The sequence below is a fragment of the Pseudomonas sp. PvP100 genome, from assembly GCF_017833055.1.
Taxonomy (GTDB): Bacteria; Pseudomonadota; Gammaproteobacteria; order Pseudomonadales; family Pseudomonadaceae; genus Aquipseudomonas; species Aquipseudomonas syringae.
In genome coordinates, this window is sequence record NZ_JAFIBO010000001.1 from 3,222,456 (window position 1) to 3,248,957 (window position 26,502).

General features: G+C 59.5%; 27 protein-coding genes and 1 riboswitch. Of the genes, 11 read left to right on the plus strand and 16 right to left on the minus strand.

All coding sequences use genetic code 11. The features are described 5' to 3' along the window. Positions 1-57: 57 nt before the first annotated feature. From recO to rpoE, 10 genes are all read right to left on the minus strand, one after another. Complete coding sequence (gene recO, locus JOE39_RS13680) at positions 58-741, minus strand: DNA repair protein RecO (protein ID WP_003413003.1); 684 nt, start codon at positions 739-741, stop codon at positions 58-60. A gap of 60 nt (positions 742-801) precedes the next feature. Next, complete coding sequence (era, locus tag JOE39_RS13685; protein ID WP_003363707.1) at positions 802-1,704, minus strand: GTPase Era; 903 nt, start codon at positions 1,702-1,704, stop codon at positions 802-804. Further along, a complete protein-coding gene (rnc, locus tag JOE39_RS13690; protein ID WP_002554906.1) occupies positions 1,697-2,386 on the minus strand; it encodes a ribonuclease III in 690 nt (229 codons plus the stop codon). The genes era and rnc overlap by 8 nt, the downstream gene beginning before the upstream one ends. Continuing rightward, the gene (locus JOE39_RS13695; RefSeq protein ID WP_003384196.1) at positions 2,383-2,760 is read right to left on the minus strand and encodes a DUF4845 domain-containing protein; all 378 of its coding nucleotides are present in this window, start codon (positions 2,758-2,760) and stop codon (positions 2,383-2,385) included. The genes rnc and JOE39_RS13695 overlap by 4 nt, the downstream gene beginning before the upstream one ends. A 114-nt stretch (positions 2,761-2,874) precedes the next feature. Further along, positions 2,875-3,729 carry a signal peptidase I gene (gene lepB / locus JOE39_RS13700; RefSeq protein WP_003363711.1) on the minus strand — a complete coding sequence of 285 codons (855 nt, stop codon included), beginning with the start codon at positions 3,727-3,729 and terminating at the stop codon, positions 2,875-2,877. A 9-nt stretch (positions 3,730-3,738) separates the two neighbouring features. Continuing rightward, on the minus strand, positions 3,739-5,535 hold the full coding sequence (lepA, locus tag JOE39_RS13705) for a translation elongation factor 4 (protein ID WP_003413009.1): 1,797 nt from the start codon (positions 5,533-5,535) through the stop codon (positions 3,739-3,741). Positions 5,536-5,706: 171 nt separating this feature from the next. After that, positions 5,707-7,137, minus strand: a complete 1,431-nt coding sequence (locus tag JOE39_RS13710) for a DegQ family serine endoprotease (RefSeq protein ID WP_226487942.1) — start codon at positions 7,135-7,137, stop codon at positions 5,707-5,709. 299 nt (positions 7,138-7,436) lie between these two features. Then, positions 7,437-8,396 (minus strand): MucB/RseB C-terminal domain-containing protein, encoded by a 960-nt coding sequence (locus tag JOE39_RS13715; RefSeq protein WP_024665307.1) that lies wholly within the window; start codon positions 8,394-8,396, stop codon positions 7,437-7,439. 8 nt (positions 8,397-8,404) lie between these two features. Next, positions 8,405-8,995 carry an anti sigma-E factor RseA C-terminal domain-containing protein gene (locus tag JOE39_RS13720; protein WP_003395810.1) on the minus strand — a complete coding sequence of 197 codons (591 nt, stop codon included), beginning with the start codon at positions 8,993-8,995 and terminating at the stop codon, positions 8,405-8,407. Positions 8,996-9,028: 33 nt separating this feature from the next. Then, positions 9,029-9,610, minus strand: coding sequence for an RNA polymerase sigma factor RpoE (rpoE, locus tag JOE39_RS13725; RefSeq protein ID WP_002554912.1), 582 nt, complete (start codon positions 9,608-9,610; stop codon positions 9,029-9,031). Positions 9,611-10,107: 497 nt separating this feature from the next. On the opposite strand from rpoE, the gene nadB reads away from it, so the two are divergent. After that, a complete protein-coding gene (gene nadB, locus JOE39_RS13730; RefSeq protein ID WP_096116357.1) occupies positions 10,108-11,724 on the plus strand; it encodes an L-aspartate oxidase in 1,617 nt (538 codons plus the stop codon). Here nadB and JOE39_RS13735 read toward each other — a convergent pair. Further along, positions 11,693-12,157: a protein YgfX gene (locus tag JOE39_RS13735; protein WP_096116358.1), complete on the minus strand. Its 465-nt coding sequence runs from the start codon at positions 12,155-12,157 to the stop codon at positions 11,693-11,695. The genes nadB and JOE39_RS13735 overlap by 32 nt on opposite strands. Then, positions 12,141-12,395, minus strand: coding sequence for a succinate dehydrogenase assembly factor 2 (locus JOE39_RS13740; RefSeq protein WP_003363729.1), 255 nt, complete (start codon positions 12,393-12,395; stop codon positions 12,141-12,143). Before JOE39_RS13740 ends, JOE39_RS13735 begins: the two co-directional genes overlap by 17 nt. Positions 12,396-12,548: 153 nt before the next feature. Between JOE39_RS13740 and JOE39_RS13745 the strand changes: the two genes are divergently transcribed. Together JOE39_RS13745 and JOE39_RS13750 are read left to right on the plus strand one after the other, a co-directional pair. Next, positions 12,549-13,490 carry a folate-binding protein YgfZ gene (locus JOE39_RS13745; protein ID WP_192874857.1) on the plus strand — a complete coding sequence of 314 codons (942 nt, stop codon included), beginning with the start codon at positions 12,549-12,551 and terminating at the stop codon, positions 13,488-13,490. Between the two features lie 111 nt (positions 13,491-13,601). Then, entirely contained in the window at positions 13,602-14,423 is an 822-nt protein-coding gene (locus JOE39_RS13750; RefSeq protein ID WP_003395819.1) for an HDOD domain-containing protein, read from the plus strand. A gap of 167 nt (positions 14,424-14,590) precedes the next feature. Here JOE39_RS13750 and JOE39_RS13755 read toward each other — a convergent pair whose 3' ends face one another. After that, positions 14,591-15,973 carry a sensor histidine kinase gene (locus tag JOE39_RS13755; RefSeq protein ID WP_003425281.1) on the minus strand — a complete coding sequence of 461 codons (1,383 nt, stop codon included), beginning with the start codon at positions 15,971-15,973 and terminating at the stop codon, positions 14,591-14,593. Further along, entirely contained in the window at positions 15,966-16,637 is a 672-nt protein-coding gene (locus JOE39_RS13760; RefSeq protein WP_003363740.1) for a response regulator, read from the minus strand. The genes JOE39_RS13755 and JOE39_RS13760 overlap by 8 nt, the downstream gene beginning before the upstream one ends. A 459-nt stretch (positions 16,638-17,096) precedes the next feature. Here JOE39_RS13760 and JOE39_RS13765 point away from each other — a divergent pair, with 459 nt between their 5' ends. The 4 genes from JOE39_RS13765 (at position 17,097) to JOE39_RS13780 (ending at position 21,144) form a co-directional block, all read left to right on the plus strand. Further along, complete coding sequence (locus JOE39_RS13765) at positions 17,097-18,080, plus strand: tripartite tricarboxylate transporter substrate binding protein (RefSeq protein ID WP_192874428.1); 984 nt, start codon at positions 17,097-17,099, stop codon at positions 18,078-18,080. A gap of 62 nt (positions 18,081-18,142) precedes the next feature. Beyond that, positions 18,143-18,601 (plus strand): tripartite tricarboxylate transporter TctB family protein, encoded by a 459-nt coding sequence (locus tag JOE39_RS13770; protein WP_011268760.1) that lies wholly within the window; start codon positions 18,143-18,145, stop codon positions 18,599-18,601. Between the two features lies 1 nt (position 18,602). Then, a complete protein-coding gene (locus JOE39_RS13775; RefSeq protein ID WP_210078634.1) occupies positions 18,603-20,117 on the plus strand; it encodes a tripartite tricarboxylate transporter permease in 1,515 nt (504 codons plus the stop codon). Beyond that, positions 20,110-21,144, plus strand: coding sequence for an AbrB family transcriptional regulator (locus tag JOE39_RS13780; RefSeq protein ID WP_024648546.1), 1,035 nt, complete (start codon positions 20,110-20,112; stop codon positions 21,142-21,144). The genes JOE39_RS13775 and JOE39_RS13780 overlap by 8 nt, the downstream gene beginning before the upstream one ends. A gap of 24 nt (positions 21,145-21,168) precedes the next feature. Here JOE39_RS13780 and ung read toward each other — a convergent pair whose 3' ends face one another. Both ung and JOE39_RS13790 read right to left on the minus strand, forming a co-directional pair. Continuing rightward, positions 21,169-21,861: a uracil-DNA glycosylase gene (gene ung / locus JOE39_RS13785; RefSeq protein ID WP_003405314.1), complete on the minus strand. Its 693-nt coding sequence runs from the start codon at positions 21,859-21,861 to the stop codon at positions 21,169-21,171. 197 nt (positions 21,862-22,058) lie between these two features. Beyond that, the gene (locus JOE39_RS13790; protein ID WP_161632673.1) at positions 22,059-22,445 is read right to left on the minus strand and encodes a hypothetical protein; all 387 of its coding nucleotides are present in this window, start codon (positions 22,443-22,445) and stop codon (positions 22,059-22,061) included. A gap of 478 nt (positions 22,446-22,923) precedes the next feature. Then, positions 22,924-23,026, plus strand: a riboswitch (guanidine-I (ykkC/yxkD leader). A 63-nt stretch (positions 23,027-23,089) separates the two neighbouring features. Here JOE39_RS13790 and JOE39_RS13795 point away from each other — a divergent pair. The 4 genes from JOE39_RS13795 to JOE39_RS13810 are packed head-to-tail and all read left to right on the plus strand — an operon-like array spanning position 23,090 to position 26,501. Beyond that, entirely contained in the window at positions 23,090-24,157 is a 1,068-nt protein-coding gene (locus JOE39_RS13795; RefSeq protein ID WP_017279503.1) for a putative urea ABC transporter substrate-binding protein, read from the plus strand. Between the two features lie 27 nt (positions 24,158-24,184). Then, entirely contained in the window at positions 24,185-25,000 is an 816-nt protein-coding gene (locus tag JOE39_RS13800) for an ABC transporter permease (RefSeq protein WP_003413041.1), read from the plus strand. After that, positions 24,997-25,779, plus strand: a complete 783-nt coding sequence (locus JOE39_RS13805; RefSeq protein WP_096116361.1) for an ABC transporter ATP-binding protein — start codon at positions 24,997-24,999, stop codon at positions 25,777-25,779. Before JOE39_RS13800 ends, JOE39_RS13805 begins: the two co-directional genes overlap by 4 nt. Continuing rightward, entirely contained in the window at positions 25,776-26,501 is a 726-nt protein-coding gene (locus JOE39_RS13810) for an urea amidolyase associated protein UAAP1 (protein WP_096116362.1), read from the plus strand. The genes JOE39_RS13805 and JOE39_RS13810 overlap by 4 nt, the downstream gene beginning before the upstream one ends. Position 26,502 lies beyond the last annotated feature (1 nt).

Here is a 26,502-nt window from a genome sequence, read left to right on the forward strand (position 1 = left end):
TGGTCTCCAGAAAAATGGGCGAGCTGGTCGAAGCAGGCTGTAGAGAATAAAGCCTGATCACGGCTTGCGAAACAGTTCACGACTGACTAAAGGGCGACCGCCCAAGTGAACCGCCAGCGCCTGACGCATCAGGCGCTTGGCAGCGGACAATGCGCCGGGGACGCTCCAGTCCGCTTCGGACATGGCCAGTAATTCCGCGCCCTGAAACAGACCGGGCTGAAGCAAGTACACACGCTCGAGCCCGGCATCGACCTGCAGACGATACATGCCATCAATGGCCAGCGGTTCGCCGTTGATGTCGGCGTCCATCGCGAAGCCATAGCCCAGGTCATCCAGCAAGCGCCATTCGAACGAACGCAGCAATGGCTCCAGTGGACGCCCCAGAGAAAGGGCCAGCAGCGTGGCAGCGTAATGTTCGAACACGGCAGGATGAGGGTCTTCGGCAGGCAACAGGCGAATCAGCAGCTCGTTGAGGTACATGCCGCTGAACAGCGCTTCGCCGGTCATCCAGGTGGCGACACCGGCGCTTTCCATGCGACCGACATTCTTCAGCTCGCCCCGCCCTCGAAACTCGACCTCGAGGGGCACGAACGGACGTGCCAGCGAACCGGCTTTGCCCTTGGCACTGCGCAGCACGGCACGCAGACGGCCCTGAGGCGTGAGGAAGTCGACCAGCGCGCTGTTTTCGCGATACGCACGGCTGTGGAGCACATAAGCAGGTTGGCCGGTAGGCGTGCTCATCAGGCTGGCTCGAAAGGGAAGTGTTCGCCCGACCATAGCAAGGTCGGGCGAAAGGACAGCTTAGAGGTCGCCGTAGCCAAGGGAACGCAGTGCGCGCTCGTCATCGGACCAGCCACCTTTGACCTTGACCCACAGGTTGAGCATCACCTTGGAGTCGAACAGCAGTTCCATGTCACGACGCGCGTCACTGCCGATGCGCTTGATGCGATCGCCCTTGTCGCCAATGATGATCTTCTTCTGTCCGTCGCGCTCGACGAGGATCAGCGCATGGATATGCAGGGTGCGGCCCTGCTGCTTGAATTCTTCGATCTCGACGGTGATCTGATACGGAAGCTCGGCGCCCAACTGGCGCATGATCTTCTCGCGAACCAGTTCAGCAGCCAGAAAGCGGCTGCTGCGATCGGTGATCTGGTCTTCCGGGAAGAAGTGATCGTTCTCGGGCAGGTGCGAGGCAATCAGGCTTTCCAGCGCTTCGAGGTTGTGGCCATGCTGCGCGGAGATCGGCACGATGGACGCATTCGGCAACTGGCCCTGCAGCCACTCCAGATGCGGCATCAGGTCGCTCTTGTCCTCAATGCGATCGGTCTTGTTGATCGCCAGGATGACCGGCCCCTGCACATACTGAACACGCTCCAGAACCATCTGGTCTTCGTCTGTCCAGCGGGTGCGATCGACGACGAAGATGACCACGTCGACGTCCTTCAGCGCCGCCGAAGCGGTCTTGTTCATGTAACGGTTGAGCGCTTTCTCGCCATTCTTGTGCATGCCGGGGGTATCGACATAGATCGCCTGCACGGCGCCCTCGGTCTTGATGCCCAGCATGTTGTGGCGCGTGGTCTGCGGCTTGCGCGAGGTGATCGCGAGCTTCTGACCGAGAATGTGGTTGAGCAGCGTGGACTTGCCTACGTTGGGACGGCCGACAATGGCAACATAGCCACAGCGTGTTGCGGTTGTATCATTCATGACCGTTCTCCACGCCCAGGGCGATGAGTGCTGCTGCGGCGGCTACCTGTTCGGCAATCCGGCGGCTGACACCCTGTCCTCGGCTTTTTTCATTCAATAGGTTGATCTCGCATTCGACGAAAAACGTCCGGCAATGCGGTTCGCCCTGGATATCCACCACCTCGTAACGCGGCAGTTCGCAGGCCCGCGACTGGAGAAATTCCTGCAGTCGGGTCTTGGGGTCCTTGTTGGTGTCCACCAGCGTCAGGCTGTCAAACTCGGTTGTCAGCCAGGCCAGGACGCGCTCGCGCGCCGCCTCCATGCCCGCATCCAGGTAAATCGCCCCGATCAGTGCCTCGAGCGCGTCGGCGAGAATCGATTCACGACGGAAACCACCGCTTTTCAACTCGCCCGAACCAAGGCGCAGATATTCGCCCAAGTCAAAACCACGGGCCAGCAACGCCAGAGTCTCGCCCTTCACCAGCCGCGCCCGCAAGCGGGACAACTGGCCTTCGCGAGCCTGGGGGAAACGCTCGAACAGCGCCTCGCCAGCCACGAAGTTGAGAATGGCATCACCGAGAAACTCCAGACGCTCATTGTTGCGACCGGCAAAACTGCGATGGGTCAGGGCCAGGACCATCAGTTCCTGATCCTTGAAGGTGTAGCCGAGCTGACGCTCAAGGCGGCTCAAGGATACGCTCACGGTTTACCCACGCTGAATTGCTTGTCGAACTTCAACACCAGATCGATGTTCTGGAACCACGGTTCACGCTGCTCATAGTTCAAATGAGCCTGGAACGCATTGTTCTCCACCGTCACTTTCAACGCCTTGTTCAAATCTATATCCCGAATGCTGTTGACCTGCATGTTCTTACCGACATAACCGTAAAAATCGTCGACCGTGGTGATGTCCAGGGTCTTGTTGGTGTCGACCGCTTCGATGATTTTCTTCATCGTCATGTAGTCGAGGTAGTGCGGGACCAGCTTGAAGGCCGTGCTCGTCGCAAACGCGACCAGCGCCAGCACTAACAGCCAGCCCACGAAAGAAAAGCCTTTTTGAGAAGTAGAGAACGTCATGTTCGACTTCGACCTCAAGAGTGCAACGCCTCCTGACCGGGTCGACTCATGCTTCAGAGGCGTTTCCAGTCAGCCCAAATGACATACGGCGCTGCTCAGGCAGCGCCGCATCGATTACTTGATCAGCCCTACGCGCGCAAAATTGGGGAAGTGGCTCAGTTTCGGCTCGGGCCAGCTCATCCACACCGCGAACGCCTTGCCTACGATGTTCTTGTCCGGGACCATGCCCAGCTCGTCCTTGGGAATGTTGGGATCATCCCAGTAACGGCTGTCGTTGGAGTTGTCACGGTTGTCGCCCATCATGAAGTAGTGCGCGGCAGGCACGGTCCATTCACTGTCAGGCGGCGCGCGGTAGCGGCTCATTTCCTGACGGATCTGATGTTCGACTTCGCCCAGCTGCTCTTCATAGAGTTCCGCGCTGCCCAGTGTACCGGGCTCGGTGCCGATCAGCTTCTTGGCGACCAGCTCGCCATTGATGAACAGCCGCTTGTCGCTGGTGTAGCGGATACGATCACCCGGCAGACCGACGACGCGCTTGATGTAATTGACGCTCGGGTCGCTCGGATAACGGAACACCATCACGTCGCCACGCTGCGGATCACCGATCTGAATCACCTTCTGGTCCAGTACCGGCAGGCGAATGCCGTACGCGAACTTGTTGACCAGAATGAAATCACCCACATCCAGTGTCGGCTTCATGGAGCCCGAAGGAATCTGGAACGGCTCGACCAGAAACGAACGAAGCACCAGCACGATGAACAACACCGGGAAGAACGATTTGCCGTACTCGACCAGCAAAGGCTCTTTGTTCAAGCGCTCCACGACAGCAATGTCAGGTTCGCCCACGCTGCCCTGATAGTTGGAAATGGCAGCCCGGCGACGAGGCGCCAGGATGACCAGATCAATCAGTGCAAGCACGCCACAGACGAAGACAGCGATGACCAACAACAGCGGGAAATTTAGTGACATAGGACCTGACTATTCCAACCTGAGCACTGCAAGGAAGGCTTCCTGTGGAATTTCCACGTTGCCGACCTGCTTCATGCGTTTCTTACCGGCCTTTTGCTTCTCCAGCAATTTACGCTTGCGGCTGACGTCGCCGCCGTAGCATTTGGCCAATACGTTCTTTCTAAGCGCCTTGACGGTTGTCCGGGCCACAATCTGACCGCCGATAGCCGCCTGAATTGCCACGTCGAACATCTGTCGAGGGATCAGCTCTTTCATCTTCTCGGTCAACGCACGCCCTTTGTAGTGTGCATTGTCGCGATGGACGATCAGGGCAAGGGCGTCGACCTTCTCGGCGTTGATCAGAACGTCGAGTTTGACAAGGTTGGCCGACTGGTAACGATCAAAATGATAATCCAGCGAAGCATAACCGCGGCTGACAGACTTGAGACGATCGAAGAAGTCGAGAACCACTTCGTTCATCGGCAAATCGTAGCTCACCTGAACCTGCGTGCCGAGGAACAGCATGTCGTGCTGTACGCCACGTTTTTCGATGCACAACGTAATGACGTTGCCCAGGTGCTCCTGCGGCACAAGAATATTTGCGCGAACGATGGGCTCGCGCATGTCTTCAATGGCCGACAGGTCAGGCAGCTTGGAAGGGTTATCGACGTAAATCGTTTCGCCGGTCTTCAGCAACAGCTCGAAGATTACGGTTGGCGCGGTGGTGATCAGGTCGAGATTGTACTCACGCTCCAGGCGTTCCTGGATGATCTCCATGTGCAGCATGCCGAGGAAGCCACAGCGGAAGCCGAAGCCCAGCGCGTCGGAGCTCTCGGGCAGGTATTGCAGTGAAGAGTCGTTAAGCGTCAGCTTTTGCAGCGCTTCACGGAAGTCTTCGAAGTCGTCCGAGCTGACCGGGAACAGGCCTGCGTAGACTTGTGGCTGAATACGCTTGAAGCCGGGCAGTACGTCGACGTCGGGAGTGGTGCTCAGGGTCAGGGTGTCACCGACCGGCGCACCGTGAATGTCCTTGATGCCGGCGATGATGAAGCCTACTTCGCCCGCTTTCAGATCGACGGTCGCCGAGTGCTTGGGGTTGAACACGCCCACGCTGTCGACCAGATGCAGCTTGCCGGTCGACTTGACGAGAATCTTGTCGCCCTTCTTGACGCGGCCGTGGCGCACACGCACCAGAGACACGACGCCCAGGTAGTTGTCGAACCAGGAGTCGATGATCAACGCCTGCAGCGGATCTTCGATATTGCCGGTCGGTGCAGGAATGGTTGCGACCAAGCGCTCGAGGACCTCGTCAACGCCCATGCCGCTCTTGGCGCTGCACGCCACGGCATCGGTGGCGTCGATACCGATGATCTTCTCGATCTCTTCCTTGACGCGGTCCGGATCGGCCTGTGGCAAGTCCATCTTGTTCAGTACCGGCATGACCTCAAGGCCCTGCTCGATGGCGGTGTAGCAGTTGGCGACCGATTGCGCCTCGACGCCCTGCCCTGCATCGACCACCAGCAACGCACCTTCGCACGCGGCCAGAGAACGGCTGACTTCGTAGGTGAAGTCGACGTGCCCCGGGGTGTCAATGAAGTTCAGCTGGTAGGTGATACCGTCTTTGGCCTTGTAATACAGGGTAACGCTATGGGCCTTGATGGTGATCCCGCGCTCGCGCTCAAGATCCATGGAGTCGAGCACCTGCGCTTCCATTTCGCGCTCGGTCAGGCCGCCGCACATTTGAATGAAGCGGTCGGCCAGCGTCGACTTGCCATGGTCAATGTGGGCGATGATGGAGAAATTGCGGATATGACTCAAATCACTCACGGATCAACACTCAAAAAGGTTGCAGGCAGATTGCCCGCCGAAAAATAGCCGGGAATTGTACCTGAACTAAGCAAGAGGCGTCACGCTTACAGGCACCCGGATCGGCGCACGGTAAACAAACAGGCACAAAAAAGGGTGGCCATGGCCACCCTTTCCGCTTAAACCGACCAGTTACTCGGACAGCTTGAAGGTGATGAAGGTCGCACGACCCTGACGCAGAACACGCATCGAGACAGAGCGATCCTTGGGCAGGCTTTTCGCCACCTCGGTGAACTGCTTGCTGGACGTGATCGCCTGATTGTTCAGGTGAGTGATCACATCACCCGCCTGCAGGCCGATCAGCGAAGCCGGGCCGCCTGTGACTTCCTTGATGGCAACGCCACCTTTGAGGTCCAGGGACTTCTTCTGCTCGGCGGTCAGCTCGATCACCGATACACCCAGACGATTACTGCTGCGCTCGGCACCCGTACCGCCAACATCGCCCATCTCCTGACCTTCATCAGGCAGTGCGCCGACGGTGACCGTCAGCTTCTGACGCTTGCCGTCACGAATCACTTCAAGTTCGGCCTTGCTGCCGTCCTTGAGGTTGCCGATCAGGTGCGGCAGGTCAGCCGACATGACGATTGGCTGGCCGTTGGCGCTCAGAATCACGTCACCCACCTGCACACCGCCCTTGGCAGCCGGGCCGTCTTCAAGCACCTGCGCAACCAGCGCGCCGGCAGGCTTGTCCAGACCAAAAGACTCGGCAAGGTCCTTGTTCACTTCCTGGATGACCACACCCAGCCAGCCGCGGCTGACTTTGCCATTGGCCTTGAGCTGATTGGCGACATCCATGGCGACGTCGATCGGAATCGCGAACGACAGCCCCATGAAACCACCGGAGCGCGTGAAGATCTGCGAGTTGATCCCGACGACTTCGCCAGCCATGTTGAACAGCGGGCCACCGGAGTTACCCGGGTTGATGGCCACGTCGGTCTGAATGAACGGCACATAGGTATCGTTAGGCAGGCTGCGCCCCTTGGCACTGACGATACCCTTGGTCACGGAGTGATCGAAGCCGAACGGCGAGCCGATCGCCAGAACCCATTCGCCGACCTTGAGCGTATTGGAATTGCCCAGTTTGGCGGTCGGCAGGTCCTTGCCATCAATTTTCAGCACGGCAACGTCCGTACGCGGATCGGTACCGACCAGCTTGGCCTTCAACTCGCTGCGATCGGACAGGCGTACGAGAATCTCGTCAGCACCATCGATTACGTGATTGTTGGTCAGAACGTAGCCGTCAGGGGAGATGATGAAGCCCGATCCAAGGGACTGAGCCTCACGCTGGCGATCACCCTTGCCTGCACCCGAGCCTGGCGGACGCGAACCCGGCGGCATGCTGCGCTCTAAAAACTCGCGAAGCATCGGCGGCAGCCCTTCCAGATCAGGCATCTGCTGATTGGCGACGGCACGGTCCGGCAATTTCTGACGCGTACTGATATTCACCACTGCGGGCGATGCCTGCTCGACCAGCCCGGTGAAGTCCGGCAGGTTTTCGGCCTGAGCCGTAGCCACCTGACCGAGCATCAGCACAGCGGCAATCAATGAAAAGTAGGATTTCATGCGTGGTATCGACATATGGCTCCCGTTTGTAACGAGGAAAAAATTAAGCAGTCCGAAGCAACCGACTCAAAGACCTCAAGCAGCGATGCTTATCTCTGGATCAGCGACATGACCTCTGAAAACGACAAAAGGCCAGGGCTGCGAGGCTCTGACCTATAGAAAAAAAACAGAGTTTTTGCAATCTGCAAACCTCACTAAACATTTCAGCGCCTTTGCTCAAGCCAGGTTGAGTGCGGCCTGGCGGCTTCTGTAACCCAGGATGAAAATTTTTACATCCTGAGAGCCGTGACTCCAAATGTTTATTTATTGGCTGAAGGTTCGTCGTTACGCATCGACAATGCTATGCGCTCTGCAGTACCCATCGGGACTTCTCCGACGACCGTCACCATCATGTCGCCCTGCGGCGTTGTCAGACGACGGGAAACGGCCACTGTCGGGCCTAGCTGGGTGCGAATATCCGAAGACGCGCCACCTTTAACCGATTCGATGAACACCGAAAAACGCGCCAGACCGTCGCTGTACATGAGATGTGTCACCGGGGACTGCGTAGCGGGGTCTTTGCGTACACCGCTGCTGCTGACGTCAAAACCCGGCGGCAGCCAGTCAGAATGCCAGGCCACAGGGCTTATGGAAGCCTCAGGCTTGGTCTTCACTACAGAAACAGGCTTGCAGTCTGTACTGGTCTTGAGCATCTGCTCGGATAGCACGCTGGCGGTATCGAGATCGGTAAACTGGAAACGCTCGAGCAACTGCCCCTTCTCACTCAACAGAAGCGACTTGAGCACAAGACCGGTTTCGTTATCCAGGTGCAGTTCGAGGCCGTATCGATGCTGGTCCTTGGGGGACAGCGCAACGATAGTCGCCTGACGACCGGCCACTCTGGATTTGCCGGCAATTTTCATGTCGTACCAGGCGGACAGTCTTTTGACATCGAATGCGCGGGCAGAAGAGTCGGCCGGATTGGCTACACCCGCTTCGAGCGTGCCGCTGACGCACTGAGTAAGCCCGTCAACACGCAATACTTCCTGAGCAGAACCATCAAGCTGCAGCAAGCGCTCCTGAATATGGCCGTCCGCTATGCGGTGCCAGATCCGGTGGGTAGAAAAACTACCGTTGCGCTCGTATACGAAGGTGCCTTGATAGCTTTGCTGCTGATCAACCTTGGCAAGACGATTTATTGCGTCTTGCGCATCATCAGCCTGTACCGGGAGGGCAAGCCATCCACCAAGCAGTAGTGGCAGTAGAGGGACGGCTCGCATGATCCTCCTTAACGGTTTTCCAGACTCGCAGCACGTGCGTATGGCAACGCGCTTTCAGTGCCTTTCAACGCTGCTTCCTGGGCGTGCTGACGCAGATAGCCCGGCAGACGCTGGTCACCTTGACCACCGCCCTGCAGTACACCGTTGGCCATAGGACCAGGTGCTTGCTCGGCGCTTTCAGTGTAGCCAGCCAGTACGGCAGGGCCTTTCACTTGCGGAACAGTCAGATTGGCAGGCTGTTGAGTCTGCTGTGCCAACTGTGCACCGGCAATGTCGTCCTGGTTATACAGGCGGACACCAGCCAGAACGGCTACGGTAACCGACGCTGCAACGGCCAGACGACCCAGCGTACGCCAAGGACCGCGAGCTGCCTTGAGCGGGCTGACTTCATCGGCGATCGCGGCAGATACAGCAGCCGAGATATCCAGATGAGGGATCAGCAACTCTTTGTGCATCGCTGCACGAGCAACTTGGTAACGCGACCAGGTGGCGCGAGTATCGGCATCGTCAATGGCATTCAATACCCGACGTAATTCCAGTTCGTCCGCTTCATTATCAAGTACCGCGGACAGCGATTCCTGCAGGGCTTCACGACTCATGGCGGGTTCCTCTCTTGGGCTATCGCCGCTGTCTCAGGATTCCTGCAACAACGGCTGCAGGGCTTTATCGATGGCTTCCCGAGCGCGGAAGATCCGAGAGCGCACGGTACCAACTGGACACTGCATGACGCTCGCAATGTCTTCATAACTCAGACCATCGAATTCACGTAAAGTTAGTGCCGTACGTAAATCTTCCGGGAGAAGCTGGATGGTCCGATGGACGGTGCCCTCGATCTCATCCCTCAACAATGCACGCTCCGGCGACTCGATGTCCTTGAGGCCGTGGTCGCCGTCGTAGAACTCCGCGTCTTCAGACCTTACATCGCTATCCGGTGGTCGCCGACCTCGCGAAACCAGATAGTTCTTCGCCGTGTTAATGGCGATACGGTACAGCCAGGTGTAGAAAGCACTGTCACCGCGAAAATTTCCGAGAGCACGATAAGCCTTGATAAAGGCTTCCTGTGCAACGTCTTGAGCCTCATGGGTGTCGTGCACGAATCGCACGATCAACCCTAGAATTTTGTGCTGATACTTCAGCACCAACAGATCAAATGCTCGCGTATCGCCACGCTGTACGCGCTCGACAAGCTGCTGATCCTCTTCCTGGGTTAGCATGAACACTCCTCGTTAAGCATGAAGGAGTGTTGCAACTGATAGTGTTCAGGCTTGCAAACATAGACTCGGGCTTTTCGCAAAAGTTCTCCCCCTTCAAGCAAGTTTCCTGCAAGCCATCATAAAGCGTGCACGAAAAACGCAGCTCGACACGGTCGGCTGCGCGAATAGTCTTGTCGCCAGTTTCGCAGTTGATGATCACTTATCTAACCCTGCGAAATAGACGCTGTTCCTGTGTAGGCAACCTGCTATTGAGCATGGTTCTTTACAAAAAGTTCCATTGACACAATTGCCGGCGTGAGACTCAAACTGCTTAAAGTTCCCTTGAATCAACGCACTGGAGCATTTCCAGCGACCGAACAAAAGGAAAACAATAGGCATGCCGTCCGGGACTGGAGCACAATCCAGACCCGCCGTGGTCTCACATTGCCATGTAGGCGAGGCTATTGTGCCGTTACCCCAATACTTATACTAGTGGTCGCCAAGGGCAGAATTCGCAGATGAGTCAACATTTTCAGCATGACGTACTGGTAATCGGCAGCGGCGCTGCCGGGTTGAGCCTGGCACTGACCCTGCCCGACCACCTGCGGATTGCGGTCCTGAGCAAGGGTGACCTCGCCAACGGCTCGACCTTCTGGGCGCAGGGCGGTGTTGCGGCAGTGCTGGATGACACCGACACCGTGCAATCTCATGTTGAGGACACGCTGAACGCAGGCGGCGGCCTTTGCAACGAAGACGCTGTGCGCTTCACCGTCGAACACAGCCGCGAGGCGATTCAATGGCTGATCGATCAAGGCGTGCCTTTTACCCGCGGCGATGACGCAGGCACCGACGAAAGCGGATTTGAATTTCACCTGACGCGTGAAGGCGGCCACAGCCACCGGCGGATCATTCATGCTGCAGATGCCACGGGTGCAGCCATTTTTCGCACCCTGCTGGAACAGGCAATCAAGCGACCCAATATCGAATTGCTCGAACAGCGCGCTGCCATCGACCTGATCACCGAACGCCGTCTCGGCCTGGAAGGCCAGCGCTGCCTCGGCGCCTACGTGCTCAATCGCCACAGTGGCGAAGTGGATACTTACAGCGCGCGCTTCACAATCCTGGCGTCGGGCGGCGCCGCCAAGGTTTACCTCTACACCAGCAACCCTGACGGTGCCTGTGGCGACGGCATCGCCATGGCCTGGCGTTCCGGCTGCCGAGTAGCGAACCTTGAGTTCAACCAGTTTCACCCCACTTGCCTGTACCACCCGCAGGCCAAGAGCTTTCTGATCACCGAGGCACTGCGCGGTGAAGGGGCTTACCTCAAGCTGCCTAACGGTGAGCGCTTCATGCAACGCTTCGATGAGCGGGCAGAACTGGCGCCGCGCGATATCGTTGCCCGCGCGATAGACCATGAGATTAAGCGGCTGGGCATCGACTGCGTGTATCTGGACATCAGCCACAAACCCGAAGCCTTCATCAAGACGCACTTCCCAACCGTCTATGAACGCTGCCTGGAATTTTCCATCGACATCACTCGCGAACCGATCCCCGTAGTCCCCGCTGCGCATTACACCTGTGGTGGCGTGATGGTGGACAGCAAGGGGCATACCGATGTGCCGGGCCTTTACGCCATCGGCGAAACCAGCTTCACAGGCCTGCATGGCGCCAACCGCATGGCCAGCAACTCGCTGCTGGAGTGCTTCGTCTATGCCCGATCGGCCGCCGCAGACATCGAGAAGCAACTGGCTGACGTGCAGATGCCCGCCGACCTTCCGGCCTGGGACGCCAGCCAGGTCACTGACTCGGATGAAGACGTGATCATCGCGCACAACTGGGACGAGCTGAGACGGTTCATGTGGGACTACGTCGGCATTGTGCGCACCAATAAACGCCTGCAGCGCGCTCAGCATCGCATACGCCTGCTGCTGGATGAGATTGACGAGTTTTACACCAACTACAAGGTCAGCCGCGACCTGATCGAGTTGCGCAACCTGGCGCAAGTGGCGGAACTGATGATCCGCTCGGCCATGCAGCGCAAGGAAAGCCGGGGGCTGCACTACACGCTGGACTATCCCGAAATGTTGCCGGAGGCGCTGGACACTATTCTGGTGCCGCCCACTTATGCCGGCTGAACTTCAAACGTACGCGCAAACGTCGGTGAATGTCCGGCGTCAGTGCGTCACACGGAATGCAGCAGCTGTTGATCGATCGTCCGGGACGACCGGCGATAATCGGGCGAAAACGCAGAATGACCACCCACGGCAAGGCAAGACTGTCGGGGCATAACTGCACAGGCTGCCAGCCGTCACGTGCATTCCACAGCTGCCAGCCTTGATGATCGCGCTTGAGCGCGGTGAATGCCGCCGGATGCGTCAGCAGGATAGAGCGTGGTATCACCCGGAAAGCATGCGCCAGACATATCAGCGCACCCAGCGCCGCAGCCCACGCGGCGATGTCCAGCCAGTACAACGCGACCAGTGCCAGACACTGGACCGCGAGATACGCGGTCACCAGCAGACGCGAGGCCTGCCAGTGACATTCGAAGCGATCACTGGGGCTGGACACGATCCAGGATCATGCGAACCATGCGCTGCAATTCAGCATCTTCGGATTCGGCACGCTGCATGAACCAGCCGAACATATCCTGATCCTCACAGGTCAGCAGACGGCGGTACAAATCGCGGTCCACGTCATTCAAATGTGGGTAGACCTCACGGACAAACGGCACCAGCAGCACGTCCAGTTCAAGCATGCCGCGGCGGCTGTGCCAGTAAAGGCGGTTGAGTTCAACGTCTTCGACCATGGAGCGCTCCTCAAAGTAGGCGGCAAGTATACAGCCGTGAGCCGGGCGCGCGAATATCGCAATGGTCGCAGCAGTTTTCATGTACCCGTATGCATAACCTCGACTCGGCACTATGATGTGCCCCCCGGACTTTTTTCCCAATCTGCGATGACCATGGCCCACACAGCTTTTTTCTGCACGCTAACCCATGAGGGCGTTCTCGCCGTTCGCGGCGTGGATGCCAGCAAGTTTCTTCAGGGTCAGCTGACGTGCAACCTCAACTATCTGAATGAAGACAAATCCAGCCTGGGTGCCCGTTGCACGCAGAAAGGCCGGATGCAGTCGAGTTTTCGCATCGTGTTCGAAGGCGACGGCTGCCTGCTGGCGATGGCTGGCGAACTGATCGAAGCGCAATTGCTCGACCTGCGCAAATACGCAGTGTTCTCCAAATCGAAACTCACGGACGAAAGCGCAGACTGGGTGCGCTTCGGCCTGCAGGATGGGGACGCTGCGCTGGCAAGCCTGGGGCTGGATCTGCCCCAGGAAACCGATAGCGTGGTGCGCGCCAATGACCTGATTGCAATCCGCGTCTCGCCAGGCCGGGCCGAGCTTTGGGTGCGCAGCGCACAGGCAGACAGCATCAAGTCGCGCCTGGCAGCGCAGTTGAGTGAAGGCCTGCTGAATGACTGGTTGCTGGGCCAGATACGTGTCGGCATCGGCCAGGTGTTCGGCAGCACCCGCGAAGAGTTCATTCCGCAGATGATCAATCTGCAAGCGGTTGGCGGCGTCAGCTTCAAGAAAGGCTGCTACACCGGCCAGGAAATCGTTGCCAGAATGCAATATCTTGGCAAACTCAAGCGCAGGCTTTACCGCCTGACCCTGAGCGGCGAAGAGATCCCGCAACCCGGCACGGCACTGTTCTCACCGGTGCACGCCAGCGCCGTGGGCAACGTCGTCATGGCCGCACAGGATGGGCAGAACGTCGAACTGCTCGCGGTATTGCAGGGTGATGCGGCAGAAGACGGCCGTATCAATCTTGGCTCGCCAGAAGGCGCAGCGCTGCAAATGAGTGAACTGCCCTACACACTGGACAGCAAACTCGAAACTCAGCGCTAGCCAGACGAACACATTCAGCTTCCTAGTGTCTTTAGAGCGATCCAGTACAGCCTGGCGCTCTGAAGAGCGCGCGGATAACTCTGGACACCCCCAACAGCTGCGAGATGCAACATGAGCAAGATGGCTGACGAGGTGCAGAGAAACTTGATCAAGGCCATCGACAGAGATGCCTTGTTTCTACCCACCCTGCCGGAAGTGGCACTGAGAATTCGCCTGGCTGCCGAGGACACCGAGATCAGCATCTCGGCCCTGAGCAAGGTCATCGGTAGCGATACAGCCCTTTCCGCGCGCCTGATCAAGGTCGCGAACAGCCCCTTGCTGCGCCCGAACTTTGAAGTCAGCGACGTCAATACTGCGATTCGACGGCTGGGCGTCAACTACACCTGCAACCTGGCCATCGGCCTGGTGGTCGAGCAGATGTTCCACGCCAAGTCGCCGGTCATCGAGCAGAAGATGCGCGATATCTGGAAGCAAAGCCTGCAGGTTGCCGGTATCAGCTACACCCTGTGTCAGCGCTATACCAATCTGAAACCTGATCAGGCCACGCTCGCCGGATTAATCCACCTGATCGGGATCCTGCCGATCCTGACCTATGCCGAAGACCATTACGAGCTGCTGTCCGACCCGATCAGCCTCAACCACGTGATCGACAGCATTCATCCGGTTATCGGCGAGCGCCTGCTGCGCTCATGGGATTTCCCCGAACCACTGGCCTGCGTGCCGGGCCAGTTCCAGAACTTTGCGCGCGTCTCGAAAAGCCCTGATTACACCGATCTGGTACAGATCGCCACGGTGCATATCCACAGGAATACCGACCATCCCTTCGGCCTCATTGAAATGGTCGACCTGCCTGCCTACAGCCAGTTGGGGCTTGCCAGAGCAGAAGGCGTGCTCAGCGCCCAGATGGACGAAGCCAAGAGCATGCTCTACTAGCCTCAGCTGGTCCAGGGTGTGTAAAAACGTCACGAGCGAAGGCAAGACAAGGCAAAAACAGGCGAAAACGGCCGGGGTCGCGACCGACTCTAGGTGTTCTAAATGAGCATTTTTTGCCTGTTTTTAACGCAGTATTGGCAAGCGCAGTAGTTTTTACACAGTCTGGATCAGGTGGAGCTGAAACTGACCCTTACCTTCAGGCCGCGCTCGGCGCCCTCGTGCAACGTGATTCTGGCCAGATGTGCCCGGCAGATTTCGCCCACTATCGCCAGCCCGAGCCCGGCGCCACTGCCCTGCTGACTGCGACGGTAAAAGCGCTCGAAAACGCGCTCACGCTCATCGGCCGGAATGCCGGGACCATCATCCTCGACCTCCAGAACACCCGGCGCATAGACCCGCAACACCACGTTGCCGCCCGGTGCGGTATGGGCCAGCGCGTTGTCGATCAGATTGCTCAGTAATTCGTTCAGCAAGGTCGGCTCGCCGCGCAGCCAGACCGGCTCGTCAGCCTCCAGCGCCAGCGCGACACCCCGGGAATGAGCCAATGGAGCCATGGCCATGCCCAGCTCTCTGGCCAACTGACTGAGGTCCAGCTGTTGCGCCCCGCCCTCGGCGATGGCCCGCGCGCCGTTTTCGATGCGCGCCAGGGAAAGCAGCTGGTTGGCCAGGTGCGTGAGTCGATCCGTGCCTAGCGCCGCTGACTCCAGTGTGCTGCGCCAATGCTGCGGGTCGTGTTCGCGCAGCCCCAGCTCGACCCGCGCCTTCAAGGCGGCCAGCGGGGTGCGCAGTTCATGAGCGGCATCGGCGATGAATTGCGCCTGACGCTCGAACTGCACACGCAGTCGCTCGGTAAAGTGGTTCAGCGCGCCCACTAACGGACGCAGTTCGTGCTGCACTTCAACCATCGGCAACGCGCGCAGATCATCCGGCTGACGCTCCTCGACGGCGGTGCGCAGTCGCTCCAGCGGTCGCAATGCCGCGCTTACCGTGAACCAGACCAGCAGCAGCGCGCCTCCTCCGAGCATGCCCAGCCGCAGCAATGTGTCAGCCATCAGACTGCGCGCCATGCCCTTGCGCGCTTCCTGGGTTTCGGCAACGCGGATTTCAGCAGTACCATTCATGCCCGGATCGGTCACTGGTTTGAGCAGGCTGACAACCCGCACGTCCTGCCCCTGATAGATCCCGTTATAAAATTTCGCCAGGGCCGGGTAATCGTCGGTACGCAACGTACCGGGCGGCGGCGACGGCAGGTTTTCATAGCCGGAAATCAGCTTCTGATGAATGTCATTGACCTGATAGTAGATGCGTCCTTCGCTGTCGTAGGCGAAGGTGTCCAGCGCCACGTAGGGAATGTCGGCGCTCAGCGTGCCATCGCGCTGAGTCAGGCCGGCTGCGATGGTACGTGCGGAAGCCAGCAATGTGCGGTCATAGGCGGTGTCGGCCACTTCGCGGCCATTCCAGTAAGCGCTCATGCCGCTGGCCAACATCAATACCACCAGCAGCAGGGCCAGATTCCACAACAATCGCCAGCGCAGGCTGTCGTTAATCATCACGGCTTTCCAGCAGATACCCCAGACCGCGAAAGGTCACGATGGCCACGGAATGTCCGTCGAGCTTCTTGCGCAGACGATGGACATAGATCTCGATGGCGTCGGGGCTGGCTTCTTCATCGAGCCCGAACACCTGCGCCGCCAGTTGCTCCTTGCTCATCACCCGACCCGGCCGGGCGATAAGCGCTTCCAGCACTGCCTGTTCGCGAGAAGTCAGGGTCAGCAGTTCTTCGCCGAGCGTGAAGCGTCGGGTGTCCAGATCGTAGGCCAAGACGCCGCAACGCTGTTGCCGCTCGCCACCCAGCACGCTGCGCCGCAACAGGGCCTTGACCCTGGCCTCCAGTTCGGAGAGTTCGAAAGGCTTGGCCAGGTAGTCGTCGGCGCCCAGATTCAGGCCATGGACACGGTCCTTGACGTCACTGCGCGCCGTCAACATAAGCACCGGCAGGTTTTTGCTACGCGCTCGCAGACGCGCAAGTACTTCGAAGCCGTCCATGCGCGGCAATCCGACATCGAGAATGGCGACCGCGTATTCCTCGCTGTTCAACGCCAGGTCGGCGGCCACGCCATCATGCAGCACATCAACGGTTAAACCCGCGCTTTTGAGCGCCTGCGCGACACTTTCAGCCAATTGCAGATGATCTTCCACAAGAAGAACACGCATCGCCGTCTCCTGATTGTCACTGTTGTTATCGATCTGGGTATCGAGGCTCGTGGCGGTGAAGTTTACAGGCCGGCCGCGGTCTGTGAAGGGCAGAAACGATTCGCGACTCGCCAATCGCAACGTGAAAGGCAACTGAAAGGTTTACGAAAGGTTTGTCGTTTAGCATCGCGTCACGACCCGATAAAAGGGTACGTAAAAAACAGGCGCCCGGATGCGTCTGAACAATAAAAACAATAAATCGCAAAACGGAGTCACGTCATGTCTAAGCCCGCCCAGGCTTGCCAGCCCATGGAGCACATCCCGTCGAGGGCTGCTCTGCGCACTCCTCCCGCTACACGCCTCAAAACAACACATCAGCGCAAACGCCCTCCGCTGTGACAGCGCAGGTTTCGCCGTGCGCGTGACAAAAGCGCTTGGTACACAGCTTCTCTCTTCCAAAAACAACAATATCTCTGGAGACTGAACATGAAATTTTCCCTGCGCCACATAGCCGCCACCGCTGGGTGCATGCTGATTGCCAGCCAGTTACTTGCCGAACCCAAACGTCCGGAATGCATCGCCCCAGCCTCGCCAGGTGGCGGATTTGACCTGACCTGCAAACTGGTACAGAGCGCGCTGATCAACGAAAAGATTCTGACCTCGCCGATGCGCGTCACCTACATGCCAGGGGGTGTCGGCGCGGTGGCCTACAACGCCGTCGTCGCGCAACGCCCCGCTGATGCCGGCACACTCGTCGCGTGGTCCAGCGGTTCGCTGCTCAATCTGGCGCAGGGCAAATTCGGTCGTTTCGATGAGAACGCAGTGCGCTGGCTAGCCGCCGTGGGCACCAGCTATGGCGCCATCGCAGTGAAGAGCGACTCGCCCTACAAGAATCTCGACGACCTGGTCAAGGCGCTGAAAGCCGACCCGAGCAAAGTCGTGATCGGCTCAGGCGGCACCGTGGGTAGCCAGGACTGGATGCAGACCGCGCTGATCGCCAAGGCTGCAGGCATCAACCCGCGCGCCCTGCGCTACGTGGCACTCGAAGGCGGCGGTGAAATTGCCACCGCGTTACTCGGCGGCCACATCCAGGTGGGCAGTACCGATATTTCCGACTCCATGCCGCACATTCTGAGCGGCGACATGCGCCTGCTCGCGGTATTCGCCGAGAAGCGTATCGACGAACCCGAAATGAAAGACATCCCTACCGCCAAGGAGCAGGGCTACGACATCGTCTGGCCTGTAGTGCGTGGCTTCTACCTCGGGCCAAAGGTCAGCGACGAAGACTACAACTGGTGGAAAGCCTCGTTCGACAAGATCCTGGCCTCCGAAGACTTCGCCAAACTGCGCGACCAGCGCGAGTTGTTCCCGTTCGCCATGAGCGGCACGGAACTGGACACCTACGTCAAGAAGCAGGTTGCCGACTACAAAGTGATGGCCAAGGAATTCGGCCTGATTCAGTGATTGAACTCAATTGACTGACATTCCGTTGCGCCCGCCTGAAGGGCGCGACTCAGGAGCTTCTCATGGTCATACAACGCATCTTCGCTGGCGTGCTGTTGCTGGCATGCATAGGCCTTGCCCTTATGGCCTGGCCTTATCAGGCACCTTTTTCCTATGAACCGGTCGGACCGCGCGCCTTCCCGCTGCTGATGCTCGGGCTGATGGGCGTCGCCCTGCTGTACCTGCTGATCAGACCTACACCCATCGTGCACACCGAGGAAGACCCGGAGCTGGATCGCGAGACCCTGATCAAGATCGGCGTGTGCATCGTCCTGCTGCTGGTATTCGCAGGGCTGTTCGAACCGCTGGGCTTCATCCTCAGCAGCATTCTGATCGGCATCCCCATGGCCCGCCTGTATGGCGGCCGCTGGCTGCCGAGCGTGGTGGTGGTGATTCTGATGAGCGTCGGCCTGTACCTGCTGTTCGACAAGGCCATGGACGTCCCCTTGCCTTTAGGCCTGCTCAGCGTTCTGGAGAATTAAAATGGATACTTTCGGTTATCTGGGCCAGGGCTTCGGTGTCGCCCTGACGCCTTACAACCTGATCACGGCGCTGTGCGGAACACTGATCGGTACTGTCGTCGGCCTGCTGCCGGGGCTTGGACCGATCAACGGTATAGCGCTGCTGATCCCTATCGCCTTCGCGCTGGGCCTGCCGCCCGAGTCGGCGCTGATCTTGCTAGCCGCCGTGTACCTGGGCTGCGAATACGGCGGACGTATCAGCTCGATCCTGCTGAACATTCCGGGTGAAGCGTCCACTGTGATGACCACCCTGGACGGTTACCCGATGGCACGTCAGGGCCTGGCCGGGGTTGCACTGTCGCTGTCGGCATGGAGTTCGTTCATCGGCGCGTTCATCGCCACCTGCGGCATGGTGCTGTTCGCCCCCCTGCTCGCCAAATGGGCGATTGCCTTTGGTCCGGCGGAATACTTCGTGCTGATGGTGTTCGCGATCGTCTGTCTGGGCGGGATGGCCGGTGACCGGCCGCTGAAGACGTTCATTGCCGCGCTGATCGGGCTGTTCCTGTCTGCGGTCGGTATCGATGCCAACAGCGGGGTGTACCGTTTCACGGGCGACAACATTCACCTCACCGATGGCATTCAGTTCGTGGTGCTGGTGCTGGGCCTGTTCTCGATCAGCGAAATCCTCTTGCTCCTGGAGAAGACCCATCGTGGCCAGGAGGCCGTCAAGGCCACCGGGCGCATGATGTTCAACGTCAAGGAAGCCGCTGCCGTATTCGTGGTGAATATTCGCTGCGGTCTGCTGGGGTTCATCCTTGGCGTATTGCCTGGTGCCGGTGCGACGCTGGCCAGCGCGGTCGCTTACATGACGGAAAAACGCATCGCCGGCGCTAGCGGCAAGTTCGGCCAAGGCGACATGCGTGGCCTGGCCGCACCCGAGACAGCCATCGGCGCGACAGCCTGTGGCGCACTGGTGCCAATGCTCACACTCGGCGTGCCGGGTTCAGGCACCACGGCGGTGATGATCGGCGCGTTGTCGCTGTACAACATCACGCCCGGCCCGATGTTGTTTCAACAGCAACCGGATATCGTCTGGGGCCTGATCGCGTCGTTGTTCATCGCCAACATCATGCTGGTGATCCTCAACATCCCGATGATTCGCATCTTCACGCGCATCCTCGCCGTGCCGAACTGGGCGCTGGTCCCGGTGATTGCGATCATCACCGGCATCGGTGTGTATGCGGTGCACGCCACCACCTTCGACCTGTTCCTGATGGTCGGCATCGGTATCTTCGGTTACATCCTGCGCAAGCTGGACTTCCCGCTGTCGCCGATCCTGCTCGGGTTCATCCTGGGGGGCCTGATGGAGCAAAACCTGCGTCGTGCCCTGTCGATCTCCAACGGCGAACTGGGGATCCTCTGGTCGAGCCCGATCACCCTCGGGGTCTGGGTGGTGACCGTGTTCATGCTGCTGTTCCCGCTGCTGCGCATCTGGCGCAAGCGCGCCAAACAGCAGGCCGCTGCGGCACATGGCTGATTCGTCTCTGCGCCAATGGTGGGCAACGCCACTGGTCGGCCTGCTGGGCGGCTACCTCGCCAGTCAGGTCGGCTGGCCGTTGCCATGGATGGTGGGCTCGTTGCTGGCAATCATCCTGGTGCGCTGCCTGACACCCTGGCAGCTGGCGCAGATTCCCGGCGGTCGCAAATGCGGTCAGCTGATCATCGGGATCGGCATCGGCCTGCACTTCACCCCGGTGGTCATTGAACAGGTACTGGCGCATTTCGGGCTGATTTTCATCGGTGCCCTGGTCACCAGCCTGTCGTGTCTGGTCGGCGTGTGGCTGATGCTGCGTACCGGCGAGGATCGCCCTACGGCGTTCTTCTCCAGCATGCCGGGCGGTTCCGGGGAGATGGTCAACCTCGGCGCTCGCAACGGTGCAACGCTGAGCAGTGTCGCGGCCGCACAAAGTCTGCGGGTACTCGCCGTGGTGCTGTGCGTGCCGGCGATCTTCAAATACCTATTGGGTGATGGCGCACCAGCCTTGCATGCCAGCGTCGTGGACTGGCGCTGGCTGGCCGTTCTGCTGCCGCTCGGGGCTGCGCTGGCCTGGCTGTGGCAACGCCTCAAGCAGCCTAATCCCTGGCTGTTCGGCCCGCTGTTGCTCAGTGCCGTGGCGAGCGTGGTCTGGGATCTGAAAATCGGCCTGCCCAACGGTGCCAGCCAGCTTGGCCAGTTGCTGATTGGCAGCGGACTGGGTTGTCATTTCAATCGGGAGTTCTTTCGGCGTGCGCCATCGTTCCTGGCGCGCACGCTACTGGGCACTGCGCTGACCATGCTGATCGCCGCGCTGGCGGCACTGGCGCTGAGCGCCCTCACCCACCTGGACCTGCGTTCGCTGACGCTGGGCATGATGCCCGGCGGCATCGCAGAAATGAGCCTGACCGCCGAAGTGCTGCAACTGTCGGTGCCGCTGGTCACGGCCATGCAGGTCATGCGCCTGCTGTTCGTGCTGTTTCTCGCCGAGCCGCTATACCGACGCTGGAACAAACGGCTCGCTGACTGAACAGGTCGCTGGAATCCTCGCAAATCAAAGCGCTGGCAAGCGCCAGTCGATCGGCGCAATGCCGTTTTGCTCAAGGTACTTGTTGGCCCGCCCGAAATGCCCGTTGCCCAAAAAGCCTTTGTAGGCTGACAACGGCGACGGATGGACGGAGGTCAGCACCAGATGCTTGGTCGCATCGACCAGTTTCTGCTTGCTCTGCGCATGAGCGCCCCACAGCAGGAACACCAGATGCGGCTGGTGCTCGCTGACCACTTGAATGATCCGGTCCGTGAAGTGCTGCCAGCCTTTTCCTGCATGGGAAGCAGCGTTGGCGCGCTCGACAGTGAGCGTGGTGTTGAGCAACAGCACGCCCTGATCAGCCCAGGATTGCAGGCAACCGTGGTTCGGAATATCGATGTTCAGGTCGCGTTTCAGCTCTTTGTAGATGTTGACCAGCGATGGCGGCGTCGGCACACCCGGCTGCACCGAGAAGCACAGACCATGCGCCTGATTCGGACCGTGATACGGGTCCTGGCCAAGGATGACCACTTTCACGTTATCCAGCGGCGTGGAGTTCAACGCATTGAAGATCAGTGGTCCGGGCGGATAGATTTCCTTGCCCGCCGCGTGCTCCTGTCGCAGAAACTCGCGCAATTGAGCCATGTAGGGTTGTTCGAATTCGTCACGCAGGGCGTTTTTCCAGCTCGGCTCAAGCTTGATGCGGTCGTCGCTAGTCATGGTTACATCCGGTAAAAACAATGCGCGGACACTAGGAAAGCCAGGCGGCAAAGTCAATGCCGGTTGCGCTATGCGTCTTCAAGGCAGGACGCAGAGCGTCCAGAAAAGTGTGCCGACGCGGAACGTCGGCACTATAGTCAGTTTGCAGCAGTAGTCAGTTCACAGCATTGGCATGACAGTGAGCGCACACATTTCAGCTATCGATGCCCGCCACGACCATCGCCGCGCCCGCCTCTTCCATGATCACGGCCATCTCGTCCGCCACGCCCACCGTGGTCGTCCCAGCCACGGTTACCTCGGTCGCCACGAAAGCCGTCGTTGCGTCCGAAGCCACCATTGCCGCGAAAGCCGTCATTGCGGCCGAAACCGTCGTTTCTCCAGCCATAACCCGGTGGACGTCCCGGCTGGTAGTAGCGCGGCGGGGGCGGTGGCGCGTAATAACGGGGTGCCGGGGCGTAATAGCGGGGCTGGGTGTAATAGCGCGGTTGAGGCGCCACATAGATGCGTCGCTCCTGATAGTAGGTAGAGCGGTAGCCATTGTCATACGCGTAGGCGCCGCCCACGACAGTCGGCTGCGTGTACACATCGGATTCGTAGTAACCGGGACCTGCGTAGCAACCAGAAAGGAAAAGGGTCAGCAACGTGATAAGCAAGGGTCTTCGATACATGGCGGCCTCCTGGACCGCGATTGGGCCAAACCAGCGACGCTGGTCGGCGTCCGTCAAAGCGGTTGGCGGACGAAATGTCTGACATCGAAAAGGCCTTCTAGTGCCTTGGGTCAGCTTAGAGGGTTGGGCGCGAATGGTCAGCAACTGACTCGCAAAGGCTCTGCAACCAAGGCCTGCAGGCCTGTTTCGGCCTTCTACAAACATGCTACAAAACATTTCATCCACCTTTGCCTCATCACGGTGCGGTCTCGCACCAGCACAAGGCAGTTCCTCCGGCAGCTGGCCGTCGATGACTCGGCCAGCCCTTGAAAAACAAGGCGCAGCACGAGTTGGCACAACTCTCGCTTGATGAGCGATGTGCAGGAGTCAACACAGGTTCGCGGCACCACAATTTGCAATAGCCGACTAGGGTTCCGGCTTGCCAACAGGCAAGTGGCTGGTCCGAGAGTTGGCGACCTCCAGTAGAGGTTACACGGCGGGACAAAAGCCCGGGAGACAGGGACACCAGTGGTGTCACGTTGCTCCTGGCCGCCTTTTTTCACTACTGGAGATTTCTCAACATGCAAAAGTCTCGTCTCTTCGGTCTGCTGACGGCAGGCCTGCTTGCTGCGTTGAGCCTCTCGGCGACTGCCGCCCAGAAAGATCACTTCAACGTCTGCTGGACCATCTACGCAGGCTGGATGCCGTGGGAATACGCAGGTAGCCAGGGCATCGTCGACAAGTGGGCGAAAAAGTACGGCATCAAGATCGATGTCACCCAGCTCAATGACTACGTCGAATCCATCAATCAGTACACCGCCGGCCAGTTCGATGGCTGCACCATGACCAACATGGACGCTCTGACCATCCCGGCCGCAGGTGGCGTGGAAAGCACGGCACTGATCGTCAGCGACTTCTCCAACGGCAACGACGGCATCGTGCTCAAGGGCGAAGGCAAGAAAGTCGCCGATCTGAAAGGCATGGACGTCAATCTGGTCGAGCTGTCGGTGTCTCACTACCTGCTGGCCCGAGCGCTGGACAGCGTCAAGCTCAGTGAGAAAGACCTCAAGGTGGTCAACACCTCGGATGCCGATATCTCGGCAGCTTTCAATACCGACGATGTACAGGCGGTCACCACCTGGAACCCGATGCTCTCGGACATCAAGGCCAAGCCCGGCGTGACCGAGGTGTTCAACTCCAGCCAGATTCCCGGCGAGATCATGGACATGATGGTCGTCAACACCCAGACCCTGAAAGACAACCCGGCCCTGGGCAAAGCCCTGACCGGCGCCTGGTTTGAAGTGGTCGAACTGATGAACGCCAAAAACGCTCAGGGCAAGGCGGCGCTGGAACACATGGCCAAGGCATCGGGCACCGATCTGGCCGGCTTCCAGGCGCAACTGGACACCACCAAGCTGTTTGCCACACCCAAGGAAGCCCTTGAGTTCGCGACCAGCAAACAGCTGCCGGACACCCAGCGCAAGGTGGCTGACTTCTCGTTCGCCCACGGCTTGCTCGGCGAAGGCGCACGCGACGCCGATGCGGTCGGCATGTCGTTCGCCAATGGCGTGACGCTCGGCGACAAGGGCAATCTCAAGCTGCACTTTGACCCCGGCTACGTGCAGATGGCCGTCGACGGCAAGCTGTAAATCACGTTCAGTAGAAAGGTCATTGCCATGCGTTTGATAAACCGCCATCCGGATCGTGCCGGTCGCCTGATACTGGTGATCCTGCCGTTCGCCCTGTTGCTGTTCGCCTATTTCATGGGCTCGGCCACCCGGCTTGCGGAAAACCCCAGCGACAAACTGCTACCCAGCGCGGTACAGATGGCCGATGCGGTCAAACGCATGGCGTTCGTTGCCGACCCGCGCAGCGGTGACTACCTGCTGTGGCAGGACAGCGCATCGAGCCTGCAACGCCTGGCCATCGGCTTGGGGATCAGCGCGCTGCTGGGCCTGTGTCTGGGCATCGCAGCGGGCATCCTGCCGCTATGCGGCGCACCGCTGTCGCCCTTGCTGACGGTGCTGTCGATGGTGCCGCCGCTGGCCATCCTGCCGATTCTGTTCATCGTGTTCGGCCTGGGCGAGTTATCGAAGGTAATGCTGATCGTGATCGGTATCACACCGATTCTGGCCCGCGATCTGGAACAGCGCGCCCGTGAAATCCCGGTCGAACTGCTGATCAAGGCGCAAACCCTCGGTGCCTCGACCTGGACACTGATCCTGCGGGTGATCCTGCCGCAATTGCTGCCACGCCTGTTGATAGCCCTGCGCCTGGTGCTGGGTTCGGCGTGGCTGTTCCTGATCGCCGCCGAGGCGATTGCTTCGACTGACGGCCTGGGCTACCGGATCTTCCTGGTGCGGCGCTATCTGGCGATGGACGTGATTCTGCCCTATGTGGTGTGGATCACCCTGCTTGCCTGGCTAATGGACTGGGGCCTGAAAGCACTGACCCGACGCGCCTTTCCCTGGTACGAAGGAGCACGCGCATGAGTTTTATCAGTGTGCGCAATGTCTGGCAGCAGTACGCCGACCAGGTGGTACTCGAGGGCCTGAACCTGGACGTGGCCGAAGGCGAATTCTGCACGCTGGTCGGCGCTTCGGGCTGCGGCAAATCGACCTTTCTGCGCCTGTTGCTGGGTCAGGAATCCGCCAGTCGCGGCGTGATCACGCTGGACGGCACGCCCCTGCGCAATGAGCCGGATGCCAGCCGTGGCGTGGTGTTTCAGCGCTATTCGGTGTTCCCGCACCTGTCGGTGCTCGACAACGTGGCGCTGGGTCTGGAGCTGCCCCGCTCGTCTTGGCTCGGCCGATTGTTCGGCCAGGCGAAAAGCGAGGCGCGCGAGCACGCCGCACAGTTGCTCGGCAAGGTCGGCCTGGGGCATGCGCTGGACAAGTACCCGACGCAATTGTCCGGCGGTATGCAACAGCGACTGGCCATCGCCCAGGCGCTGATCATGAAACCGCGCGTCCTGCTGCTGGACGAGCCGTTTGGCGCGCTCGACCCCGGCATCCGCAAGGACATGCATTACCTGCTGCTGGACCTGTGGCGCGAAACGAAACTGACTGTGTTCATGGTCACCCACGACCTGTCCGAAGGTTTCAACCTCGGCACCCGCCTGCTGGTTTTCGACAAGGTGCGCCACGACCCGCACGCCCCCGGCGCCTATGGCGCGCGTATCACTTACGACATCCCCCTCAACAGCGAACGCCGCGCCGAACGCGCCGCCATCGATTCGCTGCTCAACGTTTCAGAGGAGCCCGTTCAATGACCGACTCAACCACGCTGTACCCGGTTTTCGCCGAAGAGATGCTGCCCGGTGGCGGCCATCGTTCGTTTATCCTCAAGCGCGGCGAACTGCTGCGCCTGACCGACCTGCACGGCAACGCCAACGTCAGCCTGACCCTGCTCAACGCCCACGAAAAAACCGAACGGCTGAACCTGCCTGACAGCCTCAAATGCCAGCACACCGCTCGTCTGAGCAACGGTCATTGCCTGTATTCGGACATGGGCCGCGTACTGGCGGCCATCGTCACTGACACCTGCGGCTGGAGCGACAGCATCGGCGGCGTGCTCAATGCTCAGGAAGTCGCTGAAAAATACGGCCAGGGCCGTTATCAGGAATTGCGCAACGGCTTCTTTCGCAACGGCGTCGACAACCTGCTGGTCGAGCTGGGCAAATGGGGGCTGGGGCTGTCCGACCTGCTGATGACCCTCAACCTGTTCAGCCGTGTCGATGTCGACGAGGCAGGAACCCTGCACTTCGCGCCGAATAATTCCAAAGCCGGTGACTACATCGAACTCTACGCACCGATGGACACGCTGGTGGTGCTGACCGCGCTGCAACACCCGATGGACCCCAACCCCGAATACACCCCACAACCGATGAAACTCAGCTGGATGAAAGCCGACGCAAGCGTCGCCGAGCACTGCCGCACCTCGCGCCCGGAAAACGAGCGCGGCTTCATCAATACCGACCGCCTGTTCGCCTGAG

What these genes read in the sequence shown, in the direction of transcription:
- JOE39_RS13755 (WP_003425281.1), bottom strand. Translation starts at nt 15,973, where the DNA reads ATGATTAACGACAGCCTGCGCTGGCGATTGTTGTGGAATCTGGCCCTG.
- JOE39_RS13780 (WP_024648546.1), top strand. Translation starts at nt 20,110, where the DNA reads ATGGCTGATTCGTCTCTGCGCCAATGGTGGGCAACGCCACTGGTCGGC.
- JOE39_RS13750 (WP_003395819.1), top strand. Translation starts at nt 13,602, where the DNA reads ATGAGCAAGATGGCTGACGAGGTGCAGAGAAACTTGATCAAGGCCATC.
- JOE39_RS13740 (WP_003363729.1), bottom strand. Translation starts at nt 12,395, where the DNA reads ATGGTCGAAGACGTTGAACTCAACCGCCTTTACTGGCACAGCCGCCGC.
- JOE39_RS13805 (WP_096116361.1), top strand. Translation starts at nt 24,997, where the DNA reads ATGAGTTTTATCAGTGTGCGCAATGTCTGGCAGCAGTACGCCGACCAG.
- lepB (WP_003363711.1), bottom strand. Translation starts at nt 3,729, where the DNA reads ATGTCACTAAATTTCCCGCTGTTGTTGGTCATCGCTGTCTTCGTCTGT.
- ung (WP_003405314.1), bottom strand. Translation starts at nt 21,861, where the DNA reads ATGACTAGCGACGACCGCATCAAGCTTGAGCCGAGCTGGAAAAACGCC.
- rpoE (WP_002554912.1), bottom strand. Translation starts at nt 9,610, where the DNA reads ATGCTAACCCAGGAAGAGGATCAGCAGCTTGTCGAGCGCGTACAGCGT.
- JOE39_RS13745 (WP_192874857.1), top strand. Translation starts at nt 12,549, where the DNA reads ATGGCCCACACAGCTTTTTTCTGCACGCTAACCCATGAGGGCGTTCTC.
- nadB (WP_096116357.1), top strand. Translation starts at nt 10,108, where the DNA reads ATGAGTCAACATTTTCAGCATGACGTACTGGTAATCGGCAGCGGCGCT.
- JOE39_RS13710 (WP_226487942.1), bottom strand. Translation starts at nt 7,137, where the DNA reads ATGAAATCCTACTTTTCATTGATTGCCGCTGTGCTGATGCTCGGTCAG.
- JOE39_RS13770 (WP_011268760.1), top strand. Translation starts at nt 18,143, where the DNA reads ATGGTCATACAACGCATCTTCGCTGGCGTGCTGTTGCTGGCATGCATA.
- JOE39_RS13800 (WP_003413041.1), top strand. Translation starts at nt 24,185, where the DNA reads ATGCGTTTGATAAACCGCCATCCGGATCGTGCCGGTCGCCTGATACTG.
- JOE39_RS13775 (WP_210078634.1), top strand. Translation starts at nt 18,603, where the DNA reads ATGGATACTTTCGGTTATCTGGGCCAGGGCTTCGGTGTCGCCCTGACG.
- era (WP_003363707.1), bottom strand. Translation starts at nt 1,704, where the DNA reads ATGAATGATACAACCGCAACACGCTGTGGCTATGTTGCCATTGTCGGC.
- JOE39_RS13760 (WP_003363740.1), bottom strand. Translation starts at nt 16,637, where the DNA reads ATGCGTGTTCTTCTTGTGGAAGATCATCTGCAATTGGCTGAAAGTGTC.
- recO (WP_003413003.1), bottom strand. Translation starts at nt 741, where the DNA reads ATGAGCACGCCTACCGGCCAACCTGCTTATGTGCTCCACAGCCGTGCG.
- JOE39_RS13695 (WP_003384196.1), bottom strand. Translation starts at nt 2,760, where the DNA reads ATGACGTTCTCTACTTCTCAAAAAGGCTTTTCTTTCGTGGGCTGGCTG.
- JOE39_RS13795 (WP_017279503.1), top strand. Translation starts at nt 23,090, where the DNA reads ATGCAAAAGTCTCGTCTCTTCGGTCTGCTGACGGCAGGCCTGCTTGCT.
- JOE39_RS13715 (WP_024665307.1), bottom strand. Translation starts at nt 8,396, where the DNA reads ATGCGAGCCGTCCCTCTACTGCCACTACTGCTTGGTGGATGGCTTGCC.
- JOE39_RS13720 (WP_003395810.1), bottom strand. Translation starts at nt 8,995, where the DNA reads ATGAGTCGTGAAGCCCTGCAGGAATCGCTGTCCGCGGTACTTGATAAT.
- JOE39_RS13810 (WP_096116362.1), top strand. Translation starts at nt 25,776, where the DNA reads ATGACCGACTCAACCACGCTGTACCCGGTTTTCGCCGAAGAGATGCTG.